Annotated in this window: 25 protein-coding genes; 16 read left to right on the top strand and 9 right to left on the bottom strand. The window is 46.2% G+C overall.

All coding sequences use genetic code 11. The features are described 5' to 3' along the window. Positions 1–323: 323 nt before the first annotated feature. From Q0R17_RS12010 to Q0R17_RS11965, 10 genes are all read left to right on the top strand, one after another. Positions 324–818: an NUDIX pyrophosphatase gene (locus Q0R17_RS12010; RefSeq protein WP_293935534.1), complete on the top strand. Its 495-nt coding sequence runs from the start codon at positions 324–326 to the stop codon at positions 816–818. 677 nt (positions 819–1,495) lie between these two features. Continuing rightward, positions 1,496–2,953 carry a hypothetical protein gene (locus Q0R17_RS12005; RefSeq protein ID WP_293935533.1) on the top strand — a complete coding sequence of 486 codons (1,458 nt, stop codon included), beginning with the start codon at positions 1,496–1,498 and terminating at the stop codon, positions 2,951–2,953. 127 nt (positions 2,954–3,080) lie between these two features. Next, a complete protein-coding gene (locus tag Q0R17_RS12000; RefSeq protein ID WP_293935532.1) occupies positions 3,081–3,662 on the top strand; it encodes a nucleotidyltransferase family protein in 582 nt (193 codons plus the stop codon). A 209-nt stretch (positions 3,663–3,871) separates the two neighbouring features. Next, positions 3,872–4,003 (top strand): hypothetical protein, encoded by a 132-nt coding sequence (locus tag Q0R17_RS11995; RefSeq protein ID WP_293935531.1) that lies wholly within the window; start codon positions 3,872–3,874, stop codon positions 4,001–4,003. Between the two features lie 101 nt (positions 4,004–4,104). Further along, entirely contained in the window at positions 4,105–4,731 is a 627-nt protein-coding gene (locus Q0R17_RS11990) for an HAD-IA family hydrolase (RefSeq protein ID WP_293935530.1), read from the top strand. A gap of 60 nt (positions 4,732–4,791) precedes the next feature. After that, the gene (locus tag Q0R17_RS11985; protein WP_293935529.1) at positions 4,792–5,301 is read left to right on the top strand and encodes a GNAT family N-acetyltransferase; all 510 of its coding nucleotides are present in this window, start codon (positions 4,792–4,794) and stop codon (positions 5,299–5,301) included. A gap of 48 nt (positions 5,302–5,349) precedes the next feature. Then, positions 5,350–5,826, top strand: a complete 477-nt coding sequence (locus tag Q0R17_RS11980; protein ID WP_308446359.1) for a GNAT family N-acetyltransferase — start codon at positions 5,350–5,352, stop codon at positions 5,824–5,826. A gap of 210 nt (positions 5,827–6,036) precedes the next feature. Continuing rightward, the gene (locus tag Q0R17_RS11975) at positions 6,037–6,489 is read left to right on the top strand and encodes a hypothetical protein (RefSeq protein ID WP_293935528.1); all 453 of its coding nucleotides are present in this window, start codon (positions 6,037–6,039) and stop codon (positions 6,487–6,489) included. A 51-nt stretch (positions 6,490–6,540) separates the two neighbouring features. Next, a complete protein-coding gene (locus Q0R17_RS11970) occupies positions 6,541–7,134 on the top strand; it encodes a DJ-1/PfpI family protein (RefSeq protein WP_293935527.1) in 594 nt (197 codons plus the stop codon). Positions 7,135–7,250: 116 nt separating this feature from the next. Beyond that, on the top strand, positions 7,251–7,895 hold the full coding sequence (locus Q0R17_RS11965) for a GyrI-like domain-containing protein (protein WP_293935525.1): 645 nt from the start codon (positions 7,251–7,253) through the stop codon (positions 7,893–7,895). A gap of 36 nt (positions 7,896–7,931) precedes the next feature. On the opposite strand, the gene bioB is transcribed toward Q0R17_RS11965, so the two are convergent. Continuing rightward, complete coding sequence (bioB, locus tag Q0R17_RS11960) at positions 7,932–8,921, bottom strand: biotin synthase BioB (RefSeq protein ID WP_374759870.1); 990 nt, start codon at positions 8,919–8,921, stop codon at positions 7,932–7,934. 87 nt (positions 8,922–9,008) lie between these two features. Here bioB and Q0R17_RS11955 point away from each other — a divergent pair, with 87 nt between their 5' ends. Next, positions 9,009–9,695, top strand: a complete 687-nt coding sequence (locus Q0R17_RS11955) for a ComF family protein (protein WP_293935521.1) — start codon at positions 9,009–9,011, stop codon at positions 9,693–9,695. 133 nt (positions 9,696–9,828) lie between these two features. Here the strand turns inward: Q0R17_RS11955 and Q0R17_RS11950 are convergent, their stop codons facing one another. Beyond that, positions 9,829–11,652: a hypothetical protein gene (locus tag Q0R17_RS11950; protein WP_293935519.1), complete on the bottom strand. Its 1,824-nt coding sequence runs from the start codon at positions 11,650–11,652 to the stop codon at positions 9,829–9,831. 325 nt (positions 11,653–11,977) lie between these two features. On the opposite strand from Q0R17_RS11950, the gene Q0R17_RS11945 reads away from it, so the two are divergent. Then, entirely contained in the window at positions 11,978–12,307 is a 330-nt protein-coding gene (locus Q0R17_RS11945; protein WP_130105121.1) for a DNA-binding transcriptional regulator, read from the top strand. Here Q0R17_RS11945 and Q0R17_RS11940 read toward each other — a convergent pair. Both Q0R17_RS11940 and Q0R17_RS11935 read right to left on the bottom strand, forming a co-directional pair. Further along, entirely contained in the window at positions 12,296–13,159 is an 864-nt protein-coding gene (locus Q0R17_RS11940; protein ID WP_293935517.1) for a radical SAM protein, read from the bottom strand. The two genes, Q0R17_RS11945 and Q0R17_RS11940, sit on opposite strands and share 12 nt — an antisense overlap. A 40-nt stretch (positions 13,160–13,199) precedes the next feature. Next, positions 13,200–13,655 carry a universal stress protein gene (locus Q0R17_RS11935; protein ID WP_293935515.1) on the bottom strand — a complete coding sequence of 152 codons (456 nt, stop codon included), beginning with the start codon at positions 13,653–13,655 and terminating at the stop codon, positions 13,200–13,202. A gap of 118 nt (positions 13,656–13,773) precedes the next feature. Here Q0R17_RS11935 and Q0R17_RS11930 point away from each other — a divergent pair, with 118 nt between their 5' ends. From Q0R17_RS11930 to Q0R17_RS11920, 3 genes are all read left to right on the top strand, one after another. Then, positions 13,774–14,220, top strand: a complete 447-nt coding sequence (locus tag Q0R17_RS11930; protein WP_293935513.1) for a thioesterase family protein — start codon at positions 13,774–13,776, stop codon at positions 14,218–14,220. Continuing rightward, entirely contained in the window at positions 14,217–14,630 is a 414-nt protein-coding gene (locus tag Q0R17_RS11925; protein WP_293935511.1) for a hypothetical protein, read from the top strand. The genes Q0R17_RS11930 and Q0R17_RS11925 overlap by 4 nt, the downstream gene beginning before the upstream one ends. Before the next feature lie 262 nt (positions 14,631–14,892). After that, a complete protein-coding gene (locus Q0R17_RS11920) occupies positions 14,893–16,548 on the top strand; it encodes a methyl-accepting chemotaxis protein (protein ID WP_293935509.1) in 1,656 nt (551 codons plus the stop codon). Between the two features lie 49 nt (positions 16,549–16,597). On the opposite strand, the gene Q0R17_RS11915 is transcribed toward Q0R17_RS11920, so the two are convergent. Next, positions 16,598–17,014, bottom strand: a complete 417-nt coding sequence (locus tag Q0R17_RS11915; protein WP_293935507.1) for a hypothetical protein — start codon at positions 17,012–17,014, stop codon at positions 16,598–16,600. An 80-nt stretch (positions 17,015–17,094) separates the two neighbouring features. Here Q0R17_RS11915 and Q0R17_RS11910 point away from each other — a divergent pair, with 80 nt between their 5' ends. Next, positions 17,095–17,736 carry a ParA family protein gene (locus tag Q0R17_RS11910; protein ID WP_293935506.1) on the top strand — a complete coding sequence of 214 codons (642 nt, stop codon included), beginning with the start codon at positions 17,095–17,097 and terminating at the stop codon, positions 17,734–17,736. Positions 17,737–17,804: 68 nt separating this feature from the next. On the opposite strand, the gene pnp is transcribed toward Q0R17_RS11910, so the two are convergent. From pnp to rbfA, 4 genes are all read right to left on the bottom strand, one after another. Further along, positions 17,805–19,955 (bottom strand): polyribonucleotide nucleotidyltransferase, encoded by a 2,151-nt coding sequence (pnp, locus tag Q0R17_RS11905; protein WP_293935504.1) that lies wholly within the window; start codon positions 19,953–19,955, stop codon positions 17,805–17,807. 261 nt (positions 19,956–20,216) lie between these two features. Then, entirely contained in the window at positions 20,217–20,486 is a 270-nt protein-coding gene (rpsO, locus tag Q0R17_RS11900) for a 30S ribosomal protein S15 (protein WP_293935503.1), read from the bottom strand. Between the two features lie 115 nt (positions 20,487–20,601). Further along, entirely contained in the window at positions 20,602–21,519 is a 918-nt protein-coding gene (gene truB, locus Q0R17_RS11895; RefSeq protein WP_293935501.1) for a tRNA pseudouridine(55) synthase TruB, read from the bottom strand. Further along, positions 21,512–21,919: a 30S ribosome-binding factor RbfA gene (rbfA, locus tag Q0R17_RS11890; protein ID WP_293935498.1), complete on the bottom strand. Its 408-nt coding sequence runs from the start codon at positions 21,917–21,919 to the stop codon at positions 21,512–21,514. Before rbfA ends, truB begins: the two co-directional genes overlap by 8 nt. Positions 21,920–21,951 lie beyond the last annotated feature (32 nt).

Genomic DNA, 21,951 nt, shown 5'->3' with positions numbered 1-21,951 from the left:
AACTAACGCCATCTTTGCCTTGGTTCTAAGTAATTGATTTTAATTACTTAGCCTATGAATGACGCACTGGATGATGACAACGCGTCACCTGTTCGTGCTTTATGTGTTTTCCGTGGACTGCGTTTTTATATTTTGCTGCGTAACATCACCCACTAAGATTGCCCGTATGGCACGGCAACTGTAATATACAAATTAAATCATTGACTAACTTCAGCAATACATCCAAATATTATCAATAAATACCTGCCGCATATTTAATACACTAAACTTATACACTCCCCAACCCCAAGCCATTCTCTTTTCCCTAATATCAGGCTAACTCAATGAGACTACCGTTTTCAATTCAAGTTTTCCTCGTTTCAAACAATATGAATGGTAGAAAGTATTTACTCCTTCAGCGTAATGCTCGGCCAGAACTTGCACTGCCGGATTTCTGGCAGGGTATATCAGGTGCATTGGAAGCAGGTGAACCTCATGAGCAAGCTGCTATTCGGGAGATTTTTGAAGAGACTGGAATTGTAGCTAGCGCAGTGATGTCAAGCGGTTATAAGCAAACCTACCCCATTAAGCCGGAATGGCGAGCCCAATATGGACTGGAGCCAACGGTGGTCCAGGAGCGCGTTTTTTACTGCGATGTTTCCGAACACGTCAATTTACGACTCTCTCCAGAACACAAAGCGTATCAGTGGCTGCCATATGAAAATGCAAAAGCGCTGCTTACCTTTGGGCAAAATGCTGCGTGCCTGGAGTCTGTTGAGTTCTGTATCAAAAATGCCATAGAGACGGCCAGTCCAGCAGTCAATACAGGCGTTAAGTAATTGAGCACCGCCTTTGTAGCCTCGCAGACAAGAAGTGCGAAGGCATGACGGGCTTCACCACCATTTGGCAACTCTCTGAGGAAAAGTGGAAAATGACCCGCGTGCTCAGCTATAGGCATCGCTAAATAAAGCCTTCTCGCTTAGGCACGTAGTAATACCCCCCCCCAAGCCAACATGCGCATCCCAAAACTCAGCGGGCTTGTGATGCCATTTGGGAACAGCGGCATAAATACGTTCCTGCCACCCACAAGCCACGGGCTTGGCTAGAAATAATCAGCCAAAGAACTTTACAAAGGCTTGATGCATTCAAAACAACTAGAAAAATCCTACCGCTGTTAGATCAACCATGCTATCTAATCCTTGCCGCAGAAAAACAAGGTTTAACTATGCGGAAAAAAATCTGCAACATTTAATTTATTCATATTCTGCTTATCATCAAGAATTAATTAATTTCAAATTCATTTATACAAAGAGTTGGCGTATGATTTTCGCCAAGAAAAAACTTAGCTTTCCCCTCTTCCCATTTCCCCTTTTATATCAATCAAGTATCTGTTTACACTGGCATTAAAAACACTCAACACTTCAATTAAAAAAAATGCAAGCGCTCTAACACCTTATTCATTTACTCCTTTACTGCGGCCTATAATTAACCATTTCACCCATAAAAGATGATTAAGATGAAAACTAAACTACTTGTACTCTGCCTACTTGCAATCGGGGCTGGCCACGCAAAAGATATCAATAATAACTACACACAAACCAAGCAATACTATTCGCAATTAATCAGCGCCCCCACACCCAATACGGCAGAGCTGGGGCTATTGATGAATATGCTGCCTAAGGGTGCTGATTTACATCACCATTATTCTGGCGCTATTTATGCTGAAACCTATCTAGAATGGGTAGGCCGACAAAAATTTTGCATTTATAGCGAAGACAATGCCGCACTCAACGCTCAAAAATTTCATATCAACACCAGCCCTAGCGAAGCCAGTAGCAAAATTTGCCTAAGCGCCGATGCCACCCGCCAAAACAATGCTTTTTATCGTGAATTACTGCAAAAATGGTCGGATAAAGATTTCAGCAACCATAGCCATGATCAGCCCGCACCCGATCAAAACTTCTTTAATACCTTTTTCTATTTTATGCCGGTTGCCAGCTACGCCATGCACGAAGGCTTTCAATCTTTAAAAGAGCGTGCGCAGGCAGAAAACGTACAATACTTAGAAACCATGGTCGATTTGGCCCCAGGTATCAGCAATAAAGAATTAGACCAAGAAATAAATCAACTGGTACAAAACCCAAACAATGCTGAAGCCATTTTTGCCCGTTACGCCGATTTTATGGCGCAAGACGCCACCAGCCAGCAACAAATTAGCGCCTATATCAAAACTATGGAAGACGCAGCCAAAGGCATTGATAGCAGCGATTTTAAATTACGCGTACAAGCCTATGTATTGCGCAATCTATCGCCATCATTGGTCTTTAGCCAAATGTATTCCGCTTTTGCCGCAGATAAAGCCAGCGATTTAATTGTGGCCGTTAATATTGTTGGGCCAGAAAATGAACACGTTGCGATGCGTGATTATGATTTGCATATGCAGATGTTTAAATTCTTTAAGAAACGCTACCCAGATAGCAAACTCGCCCTGCACGCGGGTGAATTAGCACTTGGCATGGTGCCGCCAGAAGGATTAAAAAATCATATTAATGATGCAGTACAAATCGCTGGCGCAAATCGGATCGGCCACGGCATTGATATCACCCACGAAAAAAATGCCGATCTTCTTTTAAAGAAACTAAAAGAAAAAGATATTGCGGTAGAAGTTAACCTCAGCAGTAATGAGTTTATTCTTGGGATAAAAAATGAGGCCCACCCTATTCAGGTTTACCGCCGCCACGGCGTGCCCTTTGTAATATCCAGCGATGATCCGGGCGTGTCACGTAATAATCTCAGCGGCGAATACCTGCTCTACGCCAGCCGCTACAAACCATCTTACGACGAGCTAAAAAACACGGCCATGAATAGCATCCAGTATTCATTTTTAGGCCAAGCAGAAAAAAAATCTGAAATGCAGGCGCTTAAACAACGCTTTGATGAATTTGAAGCAAAAGTTGCAAAGATGATTAAGTAATAAACCATCAGCGCTACTGCAATAAAATGCAGTAGCGTTTTTTCAAAGTGGGACTAGCTGGTAATATTTAAGCCTGCTCTAACCTGCTAGCAATAGGGAAGCCCCTACAACTCAACCACAGGCCAACATGCAAGCTACATTTCTTGCCAACGTGCTGCAAAACCGCAATAACGCAAAAATTATTGAGCGCTGGGATGCCTTAGGGCTAAAAGAGGGTTGGCTGGTCGCTGGCTGCCTTTTCCAAACCATTTGGAATTCACTCTCAGGCCAAGCCCCCGAAAGCAATATTAAGGACTACGATTTCTTTTACTTCGATGCAACAGACCTCAGCGTGGCTGCGGAGCGCGAAGTTCAGCTGCATGTAGAAGGAGTGCTGGCAGAGCTGAACATCACCGTAGAAGTAGCCAATCAAGCGCGCGTTCATTGCTGGTACGAAGCAGATTTCGGCCATCCCTACTCCCCCTTGGGCAGCGCAAAAGAAGGCATTGATCGCTTTCTTATTCCGGCAACTTGCGTGGGCATCAATAATAAAGAAGTGTACGCCCCCAATGGCCTTCAGCTCTTATACGAAGGGCTGCTTACCCCTAACCCCCTCACCCCGCACGAGCCCTTGTTTATCAGAAAAGCTACGTCTTACCAGCAACGCTGGCCTTGGTTGCGTATTCAACAATCGCCATCAATAACCCATTCAGCAATCTCAATACAATAAGTTTGCTTACTCATCAAAACTTAAGCATAAAATGACTATCGGACGACTTATTCATGCATACAATCATCAAGTAATTCGCTATTTTTCTCATTAAAAAAATAGTTTTTTCTATTGTTTTTGGCATTATATGGATCTGCTTAATACGGCCAACCGCTCCCCCTGAAGCTTCAGTAGAGTCGGCAAATCAAACATTAGCAATGAAGAAATATATGGAACAAGCCACTAAGGCCGAAGAGCAGCAGCAACGAGTAGATTTACTACTTACAAAACAAGAGCAACAATCCCAACGATTAGATGCAATTTTATCTATCTGGGAAAAACAAACTAAAATTGCCAAGTAAGGCTTACCCAATCCATTAACTTAAGCATCAGTGCGTTACGATTAAGACATTGTCCTTAAGTTGATAGAATTGAGACCCCCTTCTAAAATCAGGCCTACCATATGGTTCAGTTGCTCGTGATTTTTGATCTTGACGGCACTCTGGTTGATAGCGAGCCCCTCTGCAACCAAGCTTTTCTCGACCTGCTTCCTTCGCTAAGCGAAACAGTCGTGTCCCTTGTTAACCGTTACCGAGGGAAGAAACTTGCGGAGATTCTTAGCGATATCGAAAACAAACTGGGTCACTCATTGCCAGAAGGGTTTGAAGCCCGTTACCGCCAGCGTGTAGCGGATTTATTTGCGACGGAGTTAAAGCCAATGCGGGGTGTACCTGAAATGCTAGGGCAAATCCAGCACCCATTTTGCATAGCATCCAGCGGGCCTCCTGAAAAAATCAGGCATGCTCTTGCCATTACGGGACTTGCGACACATTTTGGCGAAAGGCTATTTAGCTCTTACCTCGTCAAATCATGGAAGCCCGATCCTGGTTTATTTTTGCATGCCGCAGCCACGCTAGGCTTTGCTCCTGAACAATGCGTTGTAGTAGAGGATAGCCCTGTCGGCCTCAAAGCCGCCGCTGCTGCTGGCATGCAAGCGCTTCACTACGCCCCACACTTAGTAGCGCAAGGCAATACGTTTTCAAGCATGCTGGCACTACCCTCGATTCTCGAGCAAATTGCAACTGCATAAGTGGCCTAAGTAATAAGTAAAGACAGCAGTTTTTTTACTTCTAATACTAGAGCGCAGAAAATGATTTCAAGCCAATTTGTGGCATTGCTCAACAAAAACCACGCTGTTGCAGCTCAAATTCATGCGGTGCAAATGGCTGCATACAGCCAAGAGGCTGAGTTACTAGGAGTAAAGGACTTTCCGCCCCTACAGGTAACGGTCGTAGATATTCAGGAAAGCTGCGAAAATTTCTACGGAGCGTATCAGCTCAATGAGCTAGTCGGAGTTGTCAGCATTTGTAAAAAACCTTGTCCTGACTCCCTGTGTATTTCGTCTTTGGTCGTCAAGCCTTCAGCACAAAGACGGCAAGTGGGGAGCGGCCTGTTGGCGAGAGCTCTATCGCTTTTCGACCAATGTAACTTCACAGTTTCCACTGCGGCGAAAAATGTCCCCGCGGTGTCGCTTTACAGTTTTTTTGGCTTTATCGAAACACGAAGATGGCTCGCCAGCCCTGACAATATTGAATTAATTGAGCTTAGTAAGATACGTTTCAAGCCTTTACCCAAATTAACAAAACCAAGGGAAAAATAGTATTTATCCATAACAAACAGCTTATTACTGAACAACTTTAGTTAAAAAATTCACATTCAAACCTCCAAAACAATCACCTCTCCACCTGCACCCCAAACGCCAAAAATTCGCGCCGCAACACTTGCGGACTATCCAGCGATTCAAGCCATCCATGAGGAATGCAGAAGCACAGCCGAGTGGCTTCCCGCATCCAGCCGATTAACAAGCAATTTTGCGCAAGCATCTATCGGTGAAGACGTGTTTGTAGCGGTTGGGGAAGATAAGCAGCTGATCGGTTTTGTATCGGTTTGGATGGCCGAGCCATTTATCCACCATCTCTACATTAAACCCAGCTATCAGCGCTTTGGCGTCGGCCGAGCGTTATTAACCGCACTGCAGCAATGGCTGCCCTTGCCATGGCAACTAAAGTGTTTAATCAAAAACACAGCCGCTTTAAATTTCTATTTATCACAAGGCTGGGTAGCAGCAGACACAGGCGAAAGTGAAGATGGGAAATTTATCACCTTACAATTAGAACGCGGCTAACAACTCGCAGTGATCATTCGTGCTTGGGCGGTTTTACCACACCCAACACATAGCAAATGACCACAGCGCTATTACCGCTTAAAATATACCCACCTGAAAATTACTCAAAGCGTCATGTTTTAGAAATATAAACAGGTGGATTAATCATCGGCCAAGCCAGATCCATGCCGCAATATGGCCTTTCTGGGAAAAATTAATAGAGAAATAGCTATGAAAAACGCATCCACCTCTTGGATCTTGCTTGCGGCAGGCATTGCTGCGATAGGGGTTATTATTCATTTAGCGGCGATTGTGGGTGGGCCTGCTTGGTATGCTTTTTTTGGCGCGCCACCACAAATTGTGGCATCCGCCCGTAACGGCACATGGCTAGCCCCCGTCAGCACCGCGGCCATTGCTTTGCTGATGGGGCTTTGCGCTATTTATGCCTGCTCTGCCGCTGGGCTAATACGCCGCCTACCCTTGCTGCGCCCAGCGCTTGCCAGCATTGCCACGGTTTGCCTTGTTCGTGGCTTTTTACTGATCCCCTTGGCGATCCAGCATCCAGAGCTATTCAATACCTTTGAGGTTATTGCCGCGCTTGTCTGGGCAACTGCAGGCTTTGGGTTTGCTCTTGGCTTTTTCATCCCACAAAAGCCCCTGCACTTTACCCGCGTTAATGGCTAGCAAATGCTTTAGCCCTTTAAATATCCTCCATTTTATAGAGTGGGCACCTCGATGCACATCGCGATACTCACCTTCCAAGGGTTTAATGAGCTGGATTCCCTGGTTGCGCTTGGTGTACTCAATAGAATCAAAAAGCCTGATTGGCGCGTCACCCTATGCTGCCCACAGGTCACTTCGATGAATGGCGTAACTGTGCATACCCAGTCGTCCCTAGACGAGGCAAGATCAGCCGATGCGGTGTTAATCGGCAGTGGCATACAAACTCGCGATGTGGTCGCCAATCCCGAGCTAATGGTAAGGATTGCGCTTGACCCCACAAAGCAGCTCATCGGGGCGCAATGCTCTGGCACTCTGATCCTTGCTAAGCTGGGGTTATTGGTCAAAATCCCTGCCTGCACGGACCTCACAAGCAAACCTTGGGTGCAAGAAGCCGGAGCCAAAGTGTTAAACCAGCCCTTCTTCGCCCAAGGCAATAGTGCAACGGCAGGCGGCGGCATGGCTGCTCCCTACCTAGCGGCGTGGATCATTGCGCGCACCGAGGGCATCGAAGCCGCAGCGGCGGCACTATACTACGTTGGCCCCGTTGGGGAGAAAGACGCATACGTCTCTCAAGCGCTGGGAAATATCGTTAAATACCTGCCATAAACCAATTCTTGCATAGGGTTTTGCAACTAGGCCCGCGTGCTAATATTATTTTTTTACCCACAGTGGCCATTGACAGTTTTAAAAACCTAGATATCCAATATTTGCTAGGGGGAAAAATGAAAAAGTTGGATTTAAAAAAAGAGTTAAAACATCTCTACCAGCCTTCTGCCAAAGAGGTGGTAGAGGTAGATGTCCCCTCATTTAATTATTTGATGATTGATGGCAAGGGGGATCCTAGCACCTCTATTGCCTATTCACAGGCAGTAGAGGCGCTATTTTCTGTGGCTTATACCGCCAAATTTATGCTCAAAAAAGGGCCTCAGGCACTCGATTACGCCGTGATGCCACTAGAGGGGCTTTGGTGGGCAGAGGATATGGCTGATTTTATTGCCCGCAATAAAGCGCAATGGCAATGGACCATGATGATTATGCAGCCCGCTTTTCTTGAAAAAGCATTGATTACGGCGGCAATTGCTGAAGTGCAAAAAAAGAAAAATCTCCCTGGACTGCCCCTATTACGCTTTGAATCTTTCACCGAAGGGCGCTGCGCCCAAATTTTGCATATTGGCCCGTTTGATCAAGAAGGCCCAACGATTGAACGCCTGCATGATTTTATTGATTCCCGTGCCAGCCGGGCCGGTAAACATCATGAAATTTACCTGAGCGATATTCGGCGCGCCAATCCGCAAAATTGGAAAACAATCATTCGGCATCCAATAGCGAATCATTCAGAGCCTTCCTCATTGTTTTTAGCCAAATAAAAGGGGAAGCCTGCGCTTCCCCTTTTATTTAAGCCCTTATAAAGGCTTGATATTTAACTTAGCAAATAAGTTTTTATCACGGCTTACGTCTGGGTTACCCGTGGTGAGTAATTTATCGCCATAGAAAATAGAATTGGCACCGGCCATAAAGCACAGCGCTTGCATGGCTTCGGGCATTTGCTGGCGGCCTGCAGAGAGGCGCACAAAGGATTTTGGCATGGTGATGCGGGCCACGGCGATCATGCGCACGAATTCGGTCCAGTCGATGGCTTCACCCTCTTCTAGTGGCGTGCCTTCAATCTTCACCAAATTATTAATGGGTACAGAATCAGGCTGTGGCGCTAGATTAGCCAGCTGGGCGATCAAGCCCACGCGGTCTAGCCTTGTTTCACCCAAGCCCACAATACCGCCACTACAGACATTCAAACCCGCCTTACGCACCTTGCCCAGAGTATCCAAGCGATCTTGGTAGCTGTGGCTCGTCACCACATTGGCGTAGTTTTCTGGCGAGGTATCTAGGTTGTGGTTGTAATAATCGAGGCCAGAATCGCGTAACTCTTCGGCTTGGCCTTCTTTCAACATACCAAAAGTGGCGCAGGTTTCTAAGCCTAGCGCTTTCACGCCAGCAATCATTTTCTTCACTTCAACTAAATCTTTGGTCTTAGGGCCACGCCATGCTGCACCCATACAGAAACGCGATGCGCCATTTTCTTTGGCGATGCGGGCCACGTCAATCACTTCATCGGCGTTCATCAGCACTTCTTTTTCTAAGCCGGTATCGTAGCGAGCCGATTGCGAGCAGTAGCCACAGTCTTCTGAACAGCCGCCGGTTTTTACCGATAGCAGAGTAGAAAGTTGTACTTTATTGGCATCAAAGTGCTGGCGATGTACGGTTTGCGCCTGAAACACCAAATCATTAAAAGGCAGCTCAAAAAGGGCCGCCACAGTATCCAGCGAGTAAGCACCGCTTTCTGGATGAGGTGTAGCGCGTTTAAATTCAATGGTTTGAGGCGAAGTCATGAGCATAGACATCCAGAAAGTAGCCTTGAAATTACAGCAATTTTCAAAGCAAAAGGCATAATCAAAGAGCGATTGTCTAAAGCGGAGGCGAAGTTGTCAAATTTTATCTCTAATTTTTTGAACAACTGTGCGCCACCCTGTAGCTGTGTGCTGTGCGCAGCCAGCTGTAAAAGCAGCGCACTTTGCCCCGCTTGCCTTGAGAAACTGCCTTTTTTAAACGCTGAGCTTTGCCCGCAATGCGCCCTTCCCTCCAATAATAATGGCTTATGCGGCGCCTGCTTAAGCCATCCGCCCGCTTTTGATTTTAGTTACGCGGCACTGATCTATACCCCACCCATTACCGAGCTAATCATTGCAGCTAAGTTCTCTGGGCAATGGTCATTGCTGCCTACGCTAGGGCAATTGCTTTTGCAGCGGGTGCAATCTGCACCTAGGCCAGACTTTATCTTGGCGATGCCATTACACCCCACCCGTCTGGCTGAGCGTGGCTATAACCAAGCTTTTGAATTAGCTATTCCTATTTCACGGCAATTACAGCGCCCTATTCAGTTTTATTTAGAGCGCAAAATCAATACCGAACACCAAGCGCGCTTATCCCAAGCCGATCGACATATAAATATGCGGCAAGCGTTTTATACCCAGCACAATTTAGCAGACAAACATATTGCGATTGTGGATGACGTAATGACATCAGGCTCTAGCCTACACGCCGCCGCCAAGTGTTTAAAACAAGCGGGTGCGGCACAGGTTGATGCGTGGGTTTTGGCGAGGGCTTTGTGAGCGAAGCAAGACATCTCCCCGCCCATAAAAAGCACGCTAGGGGCGCTGCTTGCCGCGCACTATTGGCTAGAATAGGCACAGCAAAGCACATCTGAAAACGCCAACTTTTAGGCCAGCACATCACCTCAGCAACTTAAGCCTCTATAATTTTCTCGCCGCACTCACCGCAAAACAAGCCCTCGGGCAGAGTGGCTGAGCCACATTTTCTACAAAACTTAGGCCGTTTTGATGCAGGGGCGGCATCCGCTACCACCGTATTAATCAAGACGCCATCTCCCAGAGGAATCGCCATCACCTCTGGCGCATCTGGCAATACAGCCGCCTGATTAAATTGGCCTAGCACGGCATGACGTTGCTGATCTGCCTGCGCCTTAGGCGCTAAAATAATCGCCTGATCGTGAGCAAATTTCTTGAAGTGGCGCAATAGCTGCTCGGCCCGCTCTGCATTACCCGCCAAAGACAAAGCATAGCGTTGGCTGCCATTTTGAAAAGTGACACTCGTTAACTCGGTAAGCCATAAACGAAAGGTCATTGATTCAATTTGCACCACATGGCTATTAGTTTTAATTGAATCTTTTAATACATTGCCATGATCCAATTGAGCCGTTACATAATGGCCACTCATTTCAATGCTAATTAATTGAGATTTAAATTCAAAACGCTGCCAAAGTTGATGCGCAGAGCAAATCGCATACATTCCCAGAGCAAAAAATACCGCACCATAAGTCAATAAATTCGCATTAAACGTGCTAGCTGTCACGCTTAATATTTGCACGCCACTTAAGGTAAGAAAAACGGTGGCTAATAATATAAAAGAAGCACCAATCACATCCAGCAAGAGCAAGGGCTGTAGCCGTGGCGAGGCCAATGCGCTGGCAAATGAAACCGCTGTAGCATCAATAGGTAAAGGCTGGGTTTCTTCTAAAGCCTCAGCATAAAATTTACCTGATTTTTCATTTAAATCGATATGTGGCTCAAGCCGAGAATAGATGCGATTTGGAATACTTTCTTGCCAATTATTTTGCATCTCACGCGCAAATTCTTCTAGTGCCAAACCGGGGTGGCAGTTAATGCTCCAAGTGTCTTGTTTATTACTCACCACGGTATTAGGTGGCTGCTTTACATTACGCAGCAGCGCTAGATAAAACACGCCATATACAGCCAAGGCCAGCACAATCAACACAAATACTTGAGGAAAGGGATCGAGCCACGCCACATTAGGCAGCTTAGGGGCCAGCTTTAGCAATAATACAGGGCCAAGAATAGCTAGCACCAGCATCAACACCAGTCGGGATGGGCTAAGCGTTTGTTCAGCATCACGCAAGGATAAGCCAAGTGCGTTATTAACTGGCGCAAGCAGCAGCCAAACCACGTAGCCCATAAATGCCACACCAATCCAATCAGCAAAATGCTGCCATTCTGGCCCGTGCGCCTTGCCCCCCACCAAGCTTAAAGTCAGCGCAGCAAGCACCAATAGCAAGGTAATGCCCTTTTTAAAGTGCAGCAGAGCTAAATTACGGATGCGTTCAGGCGCAAATGTAAGATTAGGCACAATAGAGTGCAATAAAGTACTTAACGCCCCCTGTGGCTCTTGATAAACCAAAGCCTGCTGGCGCAGCACTTCACGTAAGCTATCAGAAGCTGGAGATTTGCCTTGCATACCATTAGGCACATCATCAGCAAGGCTGATTGGACGACCACGGCCAAAGAAAAACCGCAGTTGCCGCATCGCCCAGCCCAATAAAGACACGCCCGCCCCCAGCATCGCCACCGCCAGCAGCACCGCAGCTAGCTTGTAGTAGATGGTTTCGGCAGCAATGGCTTGCTTTACCATCAATAGCAGCAGCAAACCTGCGATCAGTAATACTGAACCACATAGCAGCAAAAAAATGTTTTCTAATCGCATTGGATTAGGAAGGTTAAATTTATTGCTATCACTACCATAATCAAACGACATAGCGCCTTGCCCCTGTATTACTGTTTATTTTTCTGCGGCGATTCTAACAAGATTGCTCGTAGCGGGCATAGATTGATTCAGCAATTACTGCCGCCCAAAGCCCACCTCAATAACTGAAACTACTTAGTTCATTCCAAAATATAATAAACCAAGGTCTTGCTATTTTTAATTTTAAAAATAAGTTCCAATTAAACAGCGTAAATTATTACAGTGATAATCGTGAAATAGTGACGTGTATATTAGCCTTTAGCTAGATAAGATGACGATAACATTGATAATGACATGGGCCTGCACACAGACCCATGCGTCACAAAGAGGAAGCTTCATGACCAGCACAACCATCAACCCACGCGAAATTCGTCAACAACTCGGATTGAATCAACAAGAGTTTTGGAGCCGCATTGGTGTCACGCAAAGTGGTGGCTCACGCTATGAAAGTGGCCGCAATATGCCACGCCCCGTTCGTGAACTATTGCGCGTGGTGCATGTAGAGCAAATTGATTTAGCCCGAATCAATCGCGAAGACTACCAAGTCATTCAGCATTTGCGTGAAGAGCGCACCGAGCTATACGACACATTGCGGGCCGCTGCCGCAGCGCATGAAGAAGACGCACCTGTGCGCCCTAAACATGCCCACAGCCATTTACAGGCTTAATTTCACTTCCAGCCCAAGCCCAGTGATACGCTGGGCTAATTTTTGCATCCAACCTACTGGCGCGGCTTTCAGCCTATCTGCCTCTGGCTGCATCGATGGCCTAGCCAAGCCATATAGCAATACCCCTTCTAGCTTTACACCAGCCTGAAGATTGCTTTGCAAAAACTCCAAATAAGCACTGATTATTTGCTCATCAGGTAATGCACCATCCATCTCAAACATGCAGGTTTGAATCCAGGTTGGGCAATGTTTAGCCGCCAGCTGTAAACGCCGCGCCACTTGCGCACGCTTGAGCTGCACTTGGTTAACCGGCGCAAAACCATCGACTGGGGCACGATCTAACTTAAACCACACCTCGCCACCCAAATCACGCATTAGCGCAATGCCCGCCTGAACTTGCTGACGATCTAGCTGACTGCCATTGCTAATCAACACCAACTTGATTTTACCGATCAAATCAAATGCCTTCAGCACACCCGCCACCCGCTCTACACAGGCAAAAAACTGCAAGCTACTGGTTGGCTCACCATTACCTGAAAAAGCCACATCGTTTAAGCGGCGAGCGTCAGCGGGTACTCGCGTTTGCATAAAATCACCATGCACAATCTCGTTCAGCAAGCCGCGTAATTCAGACTCAAGCAAATCTAAATCTATTTGTGGTGCACCACCACGGATCAAGTCAGGAACCTGACAATAGACACAGCGCCAATTGCAAGCATTATTGGGGTTTAAATTAATCCCCACCGACACCCCGCCTGCACGACGTGAAACCACAGGGTAAACGTAAACACAGCCGGCACTATCCCGGCTGTGGTCAATCACCTGTAAAACCTTACTTACATTACTAGCCATTCAACATCACTCTCACTCAAACTTGGGCATACATCCTTGGCTATTTTTCAGCGGGCTTGGCTCTCACCAATAACACCGGCACAGGGGTGCAATGCACCACACCTTCAGCAACACTGCCCATCAATAAATGAGTTAATCCACCATAACCGTGGGTTCCCATCACAATTAATTCTGCCGACCAACTTTCAGCCTCTTTTACAATCGCCTGCGCTAAATTGCCGCCCCATGATTCTAGTAAATTAGTTTCCACCTCAATACCATCCGCCGTCAGGCCCTCGGCTAATTCAGCCAATAATTTTTCACCGGATTGGCGTAAAGCATTTTGCAATTGAGGAACATCCAAAAACTCATTAGCACTCCAAGCAAACTGAGCCAAATCAACCACATGTACCAATTTAACTTTAGCGCACTGCTCCCCAGCAAAACGTCGGCCCTCTATAATAGCCGCAGCGCTGGTATCACTATTATCAACAGGAACTAAAATTCGCTTATACATGGTCGTCTCCCTTTATTAAAACATAGATACAATAAGATTAGTTTAACAGCAAGCGGTGTTGCCTTGTATAAAGCTTCAGCATACACTCGTTGCGATATAAATAACGATTGATTACCGTATGCCTCGCCTTAAATTATTGCGTCCACAAGGTGCGGATTTCAGCACGCAACTTGAAGTTCGCGTAACTGATCTTAACTATGGCAACCATCTTGCTAATCAGGCATTGCTTGGAATGCTCCACGAGGCTAGAGTACGCTTTCTACACCATTTAAAGCACAACGAAATTGGCAATGCAGAAACACCAGGCATTATATTGGCGGACGCTGAAATCCAATTCAGAAATGAAGCTTTTTTGGGTGATCAGCTCAGTATTAGCATGTTCGTTAGTGATTTAAACCGCATTGGTTTTGATTTATATTATCGGGTAGATCGAAGCAGTGATCATGCAGAAATTGCTTTAGCTAAAACGTCTATTGTTTTTTTTGATTACCACCACACACACAAGCGAGCAGATACCCCTGTATCTTTTGAACAGGCACTCGCAGCAATAAGGGATACACAATGAAAAAATATGCAAACAATAGCCCTGAAGCAATGGCTCGAATTTTAGTCATGCAAATGGTTTGTGATGGCAATTTCAATCCAGAAGAACTAGAAGAATTAGAGCATCTACATGTTTATGAAGCCATCGGCATTAGCCGTAAAGGTTTTATTCAAGTCTTACACGATTACTGCAATGACATTTCTGATGAAGCCGATGAAGAAGGTCGTATTAGCCTGATTAATCGTGAACGCATCGACTTTATTTTAGATAACGTAAGCGAGCCTAAAAAACGCCTACAAGTCGCCGCAATGGCACTGGATTTATCCAAATCTGATCAGGTTATTAACGACGCCGAGCTAGCCGTATTTAGCCATATGCTCAGCCATTGGCGTATCACCCTAGACTCCCTACAATCTGCATTTGAATCCTAAGCGCAAATAGAATCTCCACCACACGGTAGCTGCTATTTTGGCCTAAAAGAGCGCGGGCTCTTTTAGGCTGCTGCGCTTTAAATAGCTAAAACATCATTGGCTAATATTGTCATGGAGACGCAAGATGGAATGGCTCAATCAAGCTCATATCAGGCTAGAACGTGAACTCATCCCCACACTAGCGCGAAAATTTTCATTTATATTGTTATTTGCTCTTTTCCCGCTTATTTCACTTATTACTAGTTATTCTGCAGCACACAGCATGGCCACACTATGCCAAGAACTTCGCTTAAATAGCAGCATAAGCCTTCAACTACAAGGCATTATTAGTCCAATTCAATCCTTAGCATGGCTCTGCCTTATTCTTGCCGCCCTACTGGCTTTTATTCAAATCACCTATTTACACTATTGGATTACTCGGCCAATTAATTTAATTGCCAGTGTATTTCGTAACGCCTCCAGTGGCGAAGGCGATTTATCCAATGACATCCCCGCCATTACCCACGATGAAGTCAGCCAATTAGCCCATACTTGCAATGTTTTTTTAGCCAAGCAAAGAGATATCATTGCTAATGTGCAAGCTATGACGGTGGGCATTGCACTAGAAGCCGCTAAATCAATGAAGAACATCAATGATTCGGCAGCCGCTACGCAGCAGCAAGATCAGCTGGCGCAAATGGTTTGCGAAGCAAGCAATGCCACCACATCCGGCATCAACCAAGTCACAGATCGAACGCAAGACATCTCAAGAACAACCACTCAAAATTTATCACTTGCCCGCGCCTCTTATGCCGAGCTAGAAGATGTCAGCAAAAAAATCACCACTATCACCGAAAGACTGGCCAATTTCAGCCTAACGGTAGATGGCTTAAATCAACGCTCGGCCAGCATCAAATCAATTGTAGGTTTAATTAAAGACATCTCTAAGCAGACCAATTTATTGGCACTCAATGCGGCGATTGAGGCAGCTAGAGCCGGCGAGCAAGGGCGCGGCTTTGCTGTAGTGGCCGATGAAGTACGCAAACTTTCAGAAAAAGTACATAAAGCCACCGATGATATTTCAATTAATATCGACAATATGCTGGATCAGGTTGCTGAAACGCTAAATGAAACAGAAACAATTAATTTAGATGCAAATTCAACCAAAGATGTTGTGTTAAATGCATCCAAGCAGTTTGCAAATATGATGAGCGATTTTGAGCTTACCTCAGTAACACTGATTGATATTGCTGGCACATTAGAGCTATTTACCTCGGCCAATTTACTTGTAAATGCCAATGTAAGTGAAATTCATAAATTATCCCTTTCAGTTAATGAGCGCATGCATCATTCGGCCCAATCCTCGCAAGATTTAGCGCAAGCGGCCGAGCGCGTGCAAGCTATGATAGGTAGCTTTACCGTTGGCAAAGGGGAATTAGATGCAGCAATTGCCCGCACAGCACAATTTAGAGATCAAATACAAGCGCATATCAGTGCATTAAAAAAGCAAGGTGTTGGTGTTTTTGATCAAAACTACCAAGCCATTCCGAACACCAAACCACCCAAATACAAAACCAGCTATAACGCTTTATTTTTAAAAGATATCCAAGCACTTTATGATCAGTTAGTTAAAAGCACCCCTGGTGGGAAATTCTCTTTAGCCGTAGACAATAAAGGCTATGGCCCAACCCACAATAGCTGGTATTCCAAACCAGCCAGCGGCGATCTGCAAACCGATTTACTAAATAGCCGAGATCAAAGAATTTTTAATGATACAGCGGGCTTAAGAGCCGCTAAAAACCAGCAGCGCTTTTTATTACAAACCTATATGCGTGATACGGGCGAAATCATGACCGAATTAGATATGCCTATCATGATAGATAATCAGCACTGGGGCAATTTACGCCTAGGATTTGATGCTAGCGCGATGATGAATTGATTTAAGAAAAAGCGCCTTTAAGAAAGGCGCTTTTTTATGCCAACCGCACTTATTTATGTGCGGGGCGGCCCGTTTTTAATTTTTCTAACGTTGCTAATTGCCCAATTAATACGGCTTCTGGCATCAACGCCAAGGCCTGTAAGCCCGCCCTTAATAGCTCACTTTTTTTAACCGCCACACCGACGGCCAAGCAGCGCTGTTTTAACGCTGCTAACTGAGCGTATTCCAACTCTGGAATAGTAAAGCTATCTCTTACTAACTTAGTTTTTTTAGCCTTAATTACCTTCGCCTTTTTCACAACCGTAATCATTTCAGGTGCATCAAGCACGGCAACAGGCGTAACATCAATTAAAATCACTTCATCCGCAAGTTTTGTTACAGATTTGCTTGGCCTACGCCGTGCTGTAGGTTTCTTCAACACTACAACATCTTCTTCTAATATTACATTATCTTTACTTGAAATCATCGCCCGCTCTCCCGTATAAGGTAAAAACAGTATAAACTATATAAATAGTATAAACCGTTAAATTCACTTCTCAGGTTATTATGCGCAGCATTCTTATTGCAAATCCCAAAGGTGGCAGTGGAAAATCCACCCTCTCAACTCATTTGGCAGCATGGTTTGCATGGCAAGAAGAAGCCGTGATGCTGGGTGATATTGATGTTCAGCAATCAAGCCGCCACTGGCTAGCGATGCGGCCTGCAAGCTCCCCCCAAATTCGTGGCTGGGACATTAATGATGAAGAGAAAGCTCGCCCCCCCAAGGGCACTGGCATTGCCGTGCTGGATTCACCAGCGGGCCTACATGGCAAACAACTTAAGCAAGCCTTGATGCGTGTCGATCATGTAGTGATTCCCGTGCTGCCATCCGCCTTTGATATGTGGGCCAGCGCTGATTTTTTTAACACCCTTGCCGAAGTCAAAGCGGTGCGCCGTGAAGAAATCTCAGTTGCCGTTGTTGGGATGCGGGTCAACCCACGCACCCAAGCCGCCATGCAACTTACCGACTTCTTAAAACAGTTTGAGCTACCCCTACTGACTTGCATTAGAGATACCCAGCTCTATGTACAAAGCATACAGCGCGGCCTAACCCTATTTGATCTACCCGTTTCACGCACCAAACAAGACCGCCTGCAATGGCAACCCCTGCTCGACTGGCTAGTCAGCAATAAGCACCAACACCGCTAAACCACTCCACAAATGACAGACAAAAAAATACCGACCATTGAGAGGTCGGTATTTTTTTAAGCTAAAACTTATTCTGCAGCTTCAACCGGTACTGCAACTACTTCAGCAGCTACAACGGGTGTTTCTTCGTTGGTTACTGCTTTGATCGATAAGCGGATACGACCACGCTCGTCTTGCTCGATCACCTTAACACGAACAACTTGGCCTTCTTTCAGGTAATCGCCAACGTTTTTGATACGCTCGTTAGCAATTTGGCTGATATGAACCAAACCATCTTTACCTGGCATGATTGAAACAATCGCGCCTACGTTGTTGTCCAGAATTTTAACTACTGGACCTTCGTAGATCTTGCCGATTTCAACTTCTGCAGTGATATCCGCAATACGACGCTTTGCTTCATCCGCACCTTCAGCTGAGATCGAAGCGATGGTGATGGTGCCATCTTCTTGGATATCAATCTGAGTACCGGTTTCTTCGGTTAGGGCACGAATCACTGAGCCACCCTTACCAATCACATCACGGATTTTTTCTGGATTGATTTTCATCATGTAAAGACGTGGAGCGTGCTCGCTGACTTCAGTGCGTGCGCCTTCCATGGTGCCTTTCATGATAGCAAGGATATGCACACGACCTTCTTGCGCTTGATCCAGTGCCACTTTCATGATTTCTTTAGTGATACCGTTGATCTTGATATCCATTTGCAGCGCAGTGATACCGTTTTCTGTACCCGCTACTTTAAAGTCCATATCGCCCAAATGATCTTCATCACCCAAGATATCGGACAATACTGCAAAACGATTGCCATCCTTGATCAGACCCATGGCAATACCCGCCACGTGGTTTTTCATTGGAACACCGGCATCCATCAAGGCCAAACAACCACCACAAACCGAAGCCATCGAGCTTGAGCCGTTAGATTCAGTAATTTCTGAAACCACACGCATCGAGTAGCCAAAGTCTTCAACCGAAGGCAGCATCGCAGCCAGTGCACGCTTAGCCAAACGGCCGTGACCAATTTCGCGGCGTTTCGGTGTACCTACACGGCCAGTTTCACCGGTCGAGTACGGAGGGAAGTTGTAATGCAGCATAAAGCGATCTGTGTAAGCACCCGCCAATGCATCAATTTTTTGCTCATCAAGCTTAGTACCCAGTGTGGCCACTGCAATTGCTTGAGTCTCACCACGAGTAAACAGTACCGAGCCGTGAGTGCGTGGCAATACGCCAGTACGGATAGTAATTGGGCGCACAGTGCGAGTATCGCGGCCGTCAATACGTGGGTAGCCGTCCAGAATCTGGCCACGCACGATTTCTGCCTCAAGGCCTTTGAAAATACCCTTGATTTCATTAGCAGCCAGCGTACCGGTTTCTTCAGTAATCAATGCAGCCTTAACCAGCGCCCAAGTTTCATTGATTTTGATGGTACGTAATTGTTTTTGACGCAATTTGAATGCTTCAGATAGACCCGCAGCCGCTACTGCACGTACTTGTGCAATCAGCGCTTCATTGGCCACTGGGGCATCCCAAGCAAACAATACTGGATTAGCTTCATCAGCCAATTCGTTAATGGCATTGATTGCCACTTGCATTTGTTCATGACCAAATACAACCGCGCCCAGCATGATAGATTCAGATAATTCGTCTGCTTCAGACTCAACCATCAATACCGCTTGTGATGTACCGGCAACCACCAGATCCATCTGGCTAGTTTTCAGCTCAGATAAGGTTGGGCACAGAACATATTCGCCATTGATATAAGCCACGCGTGCGGCACCAATTGGGCCATCGAAAGGCACGCCAGAGATCGACAATGCAGCAGAAGCACCCAGCATCGCAACGATATCTGGATCGACTTCTGGATTAACCGACATCACCGTCGCAATGATCTGGATGTCGTTATAAAAACCTTCAGGGAACAGGGGACGAATTGGGCGATCGATCAAACGGCAGGTTAAAATTTCTTTTTCGGAAGGACGGCCTTCACGTTTAAAGAAACCACCTGGAATGCGACCCGCAGCGTAGGTACGTTCTTGATAGTCAACGGTCAGTGGAAAGAAATCCTGACCAGGCTTAACGTCACGAGCGGCTACAACAGTCACAAGAACAACAGTATCGTCCATATTAATAAGGACGGCACCACTCGCTTGGCGGGCAATTTCACCTGTTTCCATGGTGACATTATGCTTACCGTACTGGAATGATTTCACAATTTTATTGAACACTGACTGATCCTTTTTTCACACTAACGCCTCCAGTCCAAGGCGTGATTGATTTTCCGCTGCAGCTCGACTGAGGCGCTGCCGGCTTCGGCACAACCACTACTCCAACCCGCCGCCGAAACCGCTATTTGACAGGTATGAAGGGACTTACTTAAAAAAGTACCTCAGTTTCTTGCGTAATATTGACAAGCCACCACGACACTTCTTTAAAACTGACTCAGCCAACAAAAAAGCCGCAGTCTTGGCGACTGCGACTTTTTTGTATTACTTACGCAGACCGAGTTCAGCGATCAGGGCGCGGTAACCAGCAGAGTTAACACGCTTGAAGTAATCAAGCAGACGACGACGTGTGCTAACCATCTTGAGCAGACCACGACGTGAGTGGTGATCTTTCTTGTTGGCTTTGAAGTGAGGTGTTAAGTCATTGATACGTGCAGTCAACAGTGCAACTTGCACTTCAGGACTACCCGTATCGCCTTCAGCACGTTGGAATTTCTTAACGATGTCTGCTTTTTGAGTAACTGTTACTGACATTTTACTGCTCCATTGAGATAAGGTGCTTTACACATATAAAGCACCGTCGAGCTAGGCCGAGCGTCTATCCCTAAGGATTTCAACCCAATCAAGCTCCCTTTAATCTGCCTGACTTTTACAAGCCAGACAGAAGTCGTTTAGGCCGCAGCCATGCATGCGGATTCTCAGCCGCAGTGGCCACTTCGCCCAAACCGATGAACCGTGCATTATCCCTAGTTTCACCCTCGGCGTAAAGACGATACTCGCTAGGGATTAAACCAGCGCACTCAACCGTTATGCCATGGCGAATTTTTTCAAACTCTGCCGCATCAAAAAACAAAGCGGGTAAATCAAGCAACAAGCAATCTGCCGGCAATAAATAGCTATCACGCTCTTCAACTGGCACATGATTGTAATCATCTAAATTAATCGAGCTTTCTAGCAAAAACCCCGCAGTGCGGGTACGGCGCAAGCCAGTAAGGTAAGCACCACAGCCTAATGCCTTACCGATATCTTCCGCCAAAACACGGATATAAGTGCCTTTTGAGCAGCTCACATCGATCACCACGACATCACCATCAATCGAAATAATATCAATACTATAGATGGTGATTTGACGGGATTGCCGCTCAATCACTACGCCTTCTCGCGCGTACTCATACAGCGCCTTGCCTTGAAACTTTAGCGCAGAATACATTGGCGGCGTTTGTGTCACGGGGCCAACAAAGACGTTGATTGCCGCACGAATCAAGGCTTGATCGCTAGGCGCATCACCGCTTTTGGTAATTTCACCCTCACCATCCAGCGTAGTAGAGATCTCTCCTAGCTTAATGGTGGCACGGTAGCCTTTATCGGCTTCCAGCATGCGCTGAGCAAATTTAGTCGCCTCACCAAAACAAAGTGGCAGCAAACCGGTAGCAAACGGATCTAACACACCGGTATGCCCACCCTTTTCGGCCTGCAGTAACCAGCGCGCTTTTTGCAGGGCATTATTACTAGAGATACCAAATGGCTTATCCAGTAATAAAACGCCATCAACCTTACGTTTAGCCATTTAGTGGCTTGCCGGTAGATTCATCATCGCCATCATCTTCAGGCGCTTTGGGCAAGCTTGTCGCCTGATCAATCAAGCGGGATAAGGTCATGCCATGCTCAACCGAATGGTCGTATTCAAAATGCAATTCTGGCATTTTGTATAAGGAAATACCACGCGCCAGCTGGCTGCGCAAAAAACCCTTAGCGCGTTCAATCAAAGACGCAATATCTTTACCCTGCTCTTCTGTCCCGAGGAAAGTGTAAAAAACATTGGCATGCGAGTAATCACGCGTGACTTCAACGTCTGTAATCGTAATTAAAGATGCTTGGGGATGATCCAGCTCCGCACGAATCACGGTGGCTAAATCACGCTGGATTTGTTGTGCTACACGATCAGCACGCGTAAATTGTTTGGCCATTTTTAAACCTTTTGGTAAAGCGCAAAAGGGGA

This window comes from Iodobacter sp., from assembly GCF_025352645.1.
Taxonomy (GTDB): Bacteria; Pseudomonadota; Gammaproteobacteria; order Burkholderiales; family Chitinibacteraceae; genus Iodobacter.
Note: the sequence above shows the minus strand (reverse complement) of the source record. Positions and strands in the feature narration are given on the sequence as shown.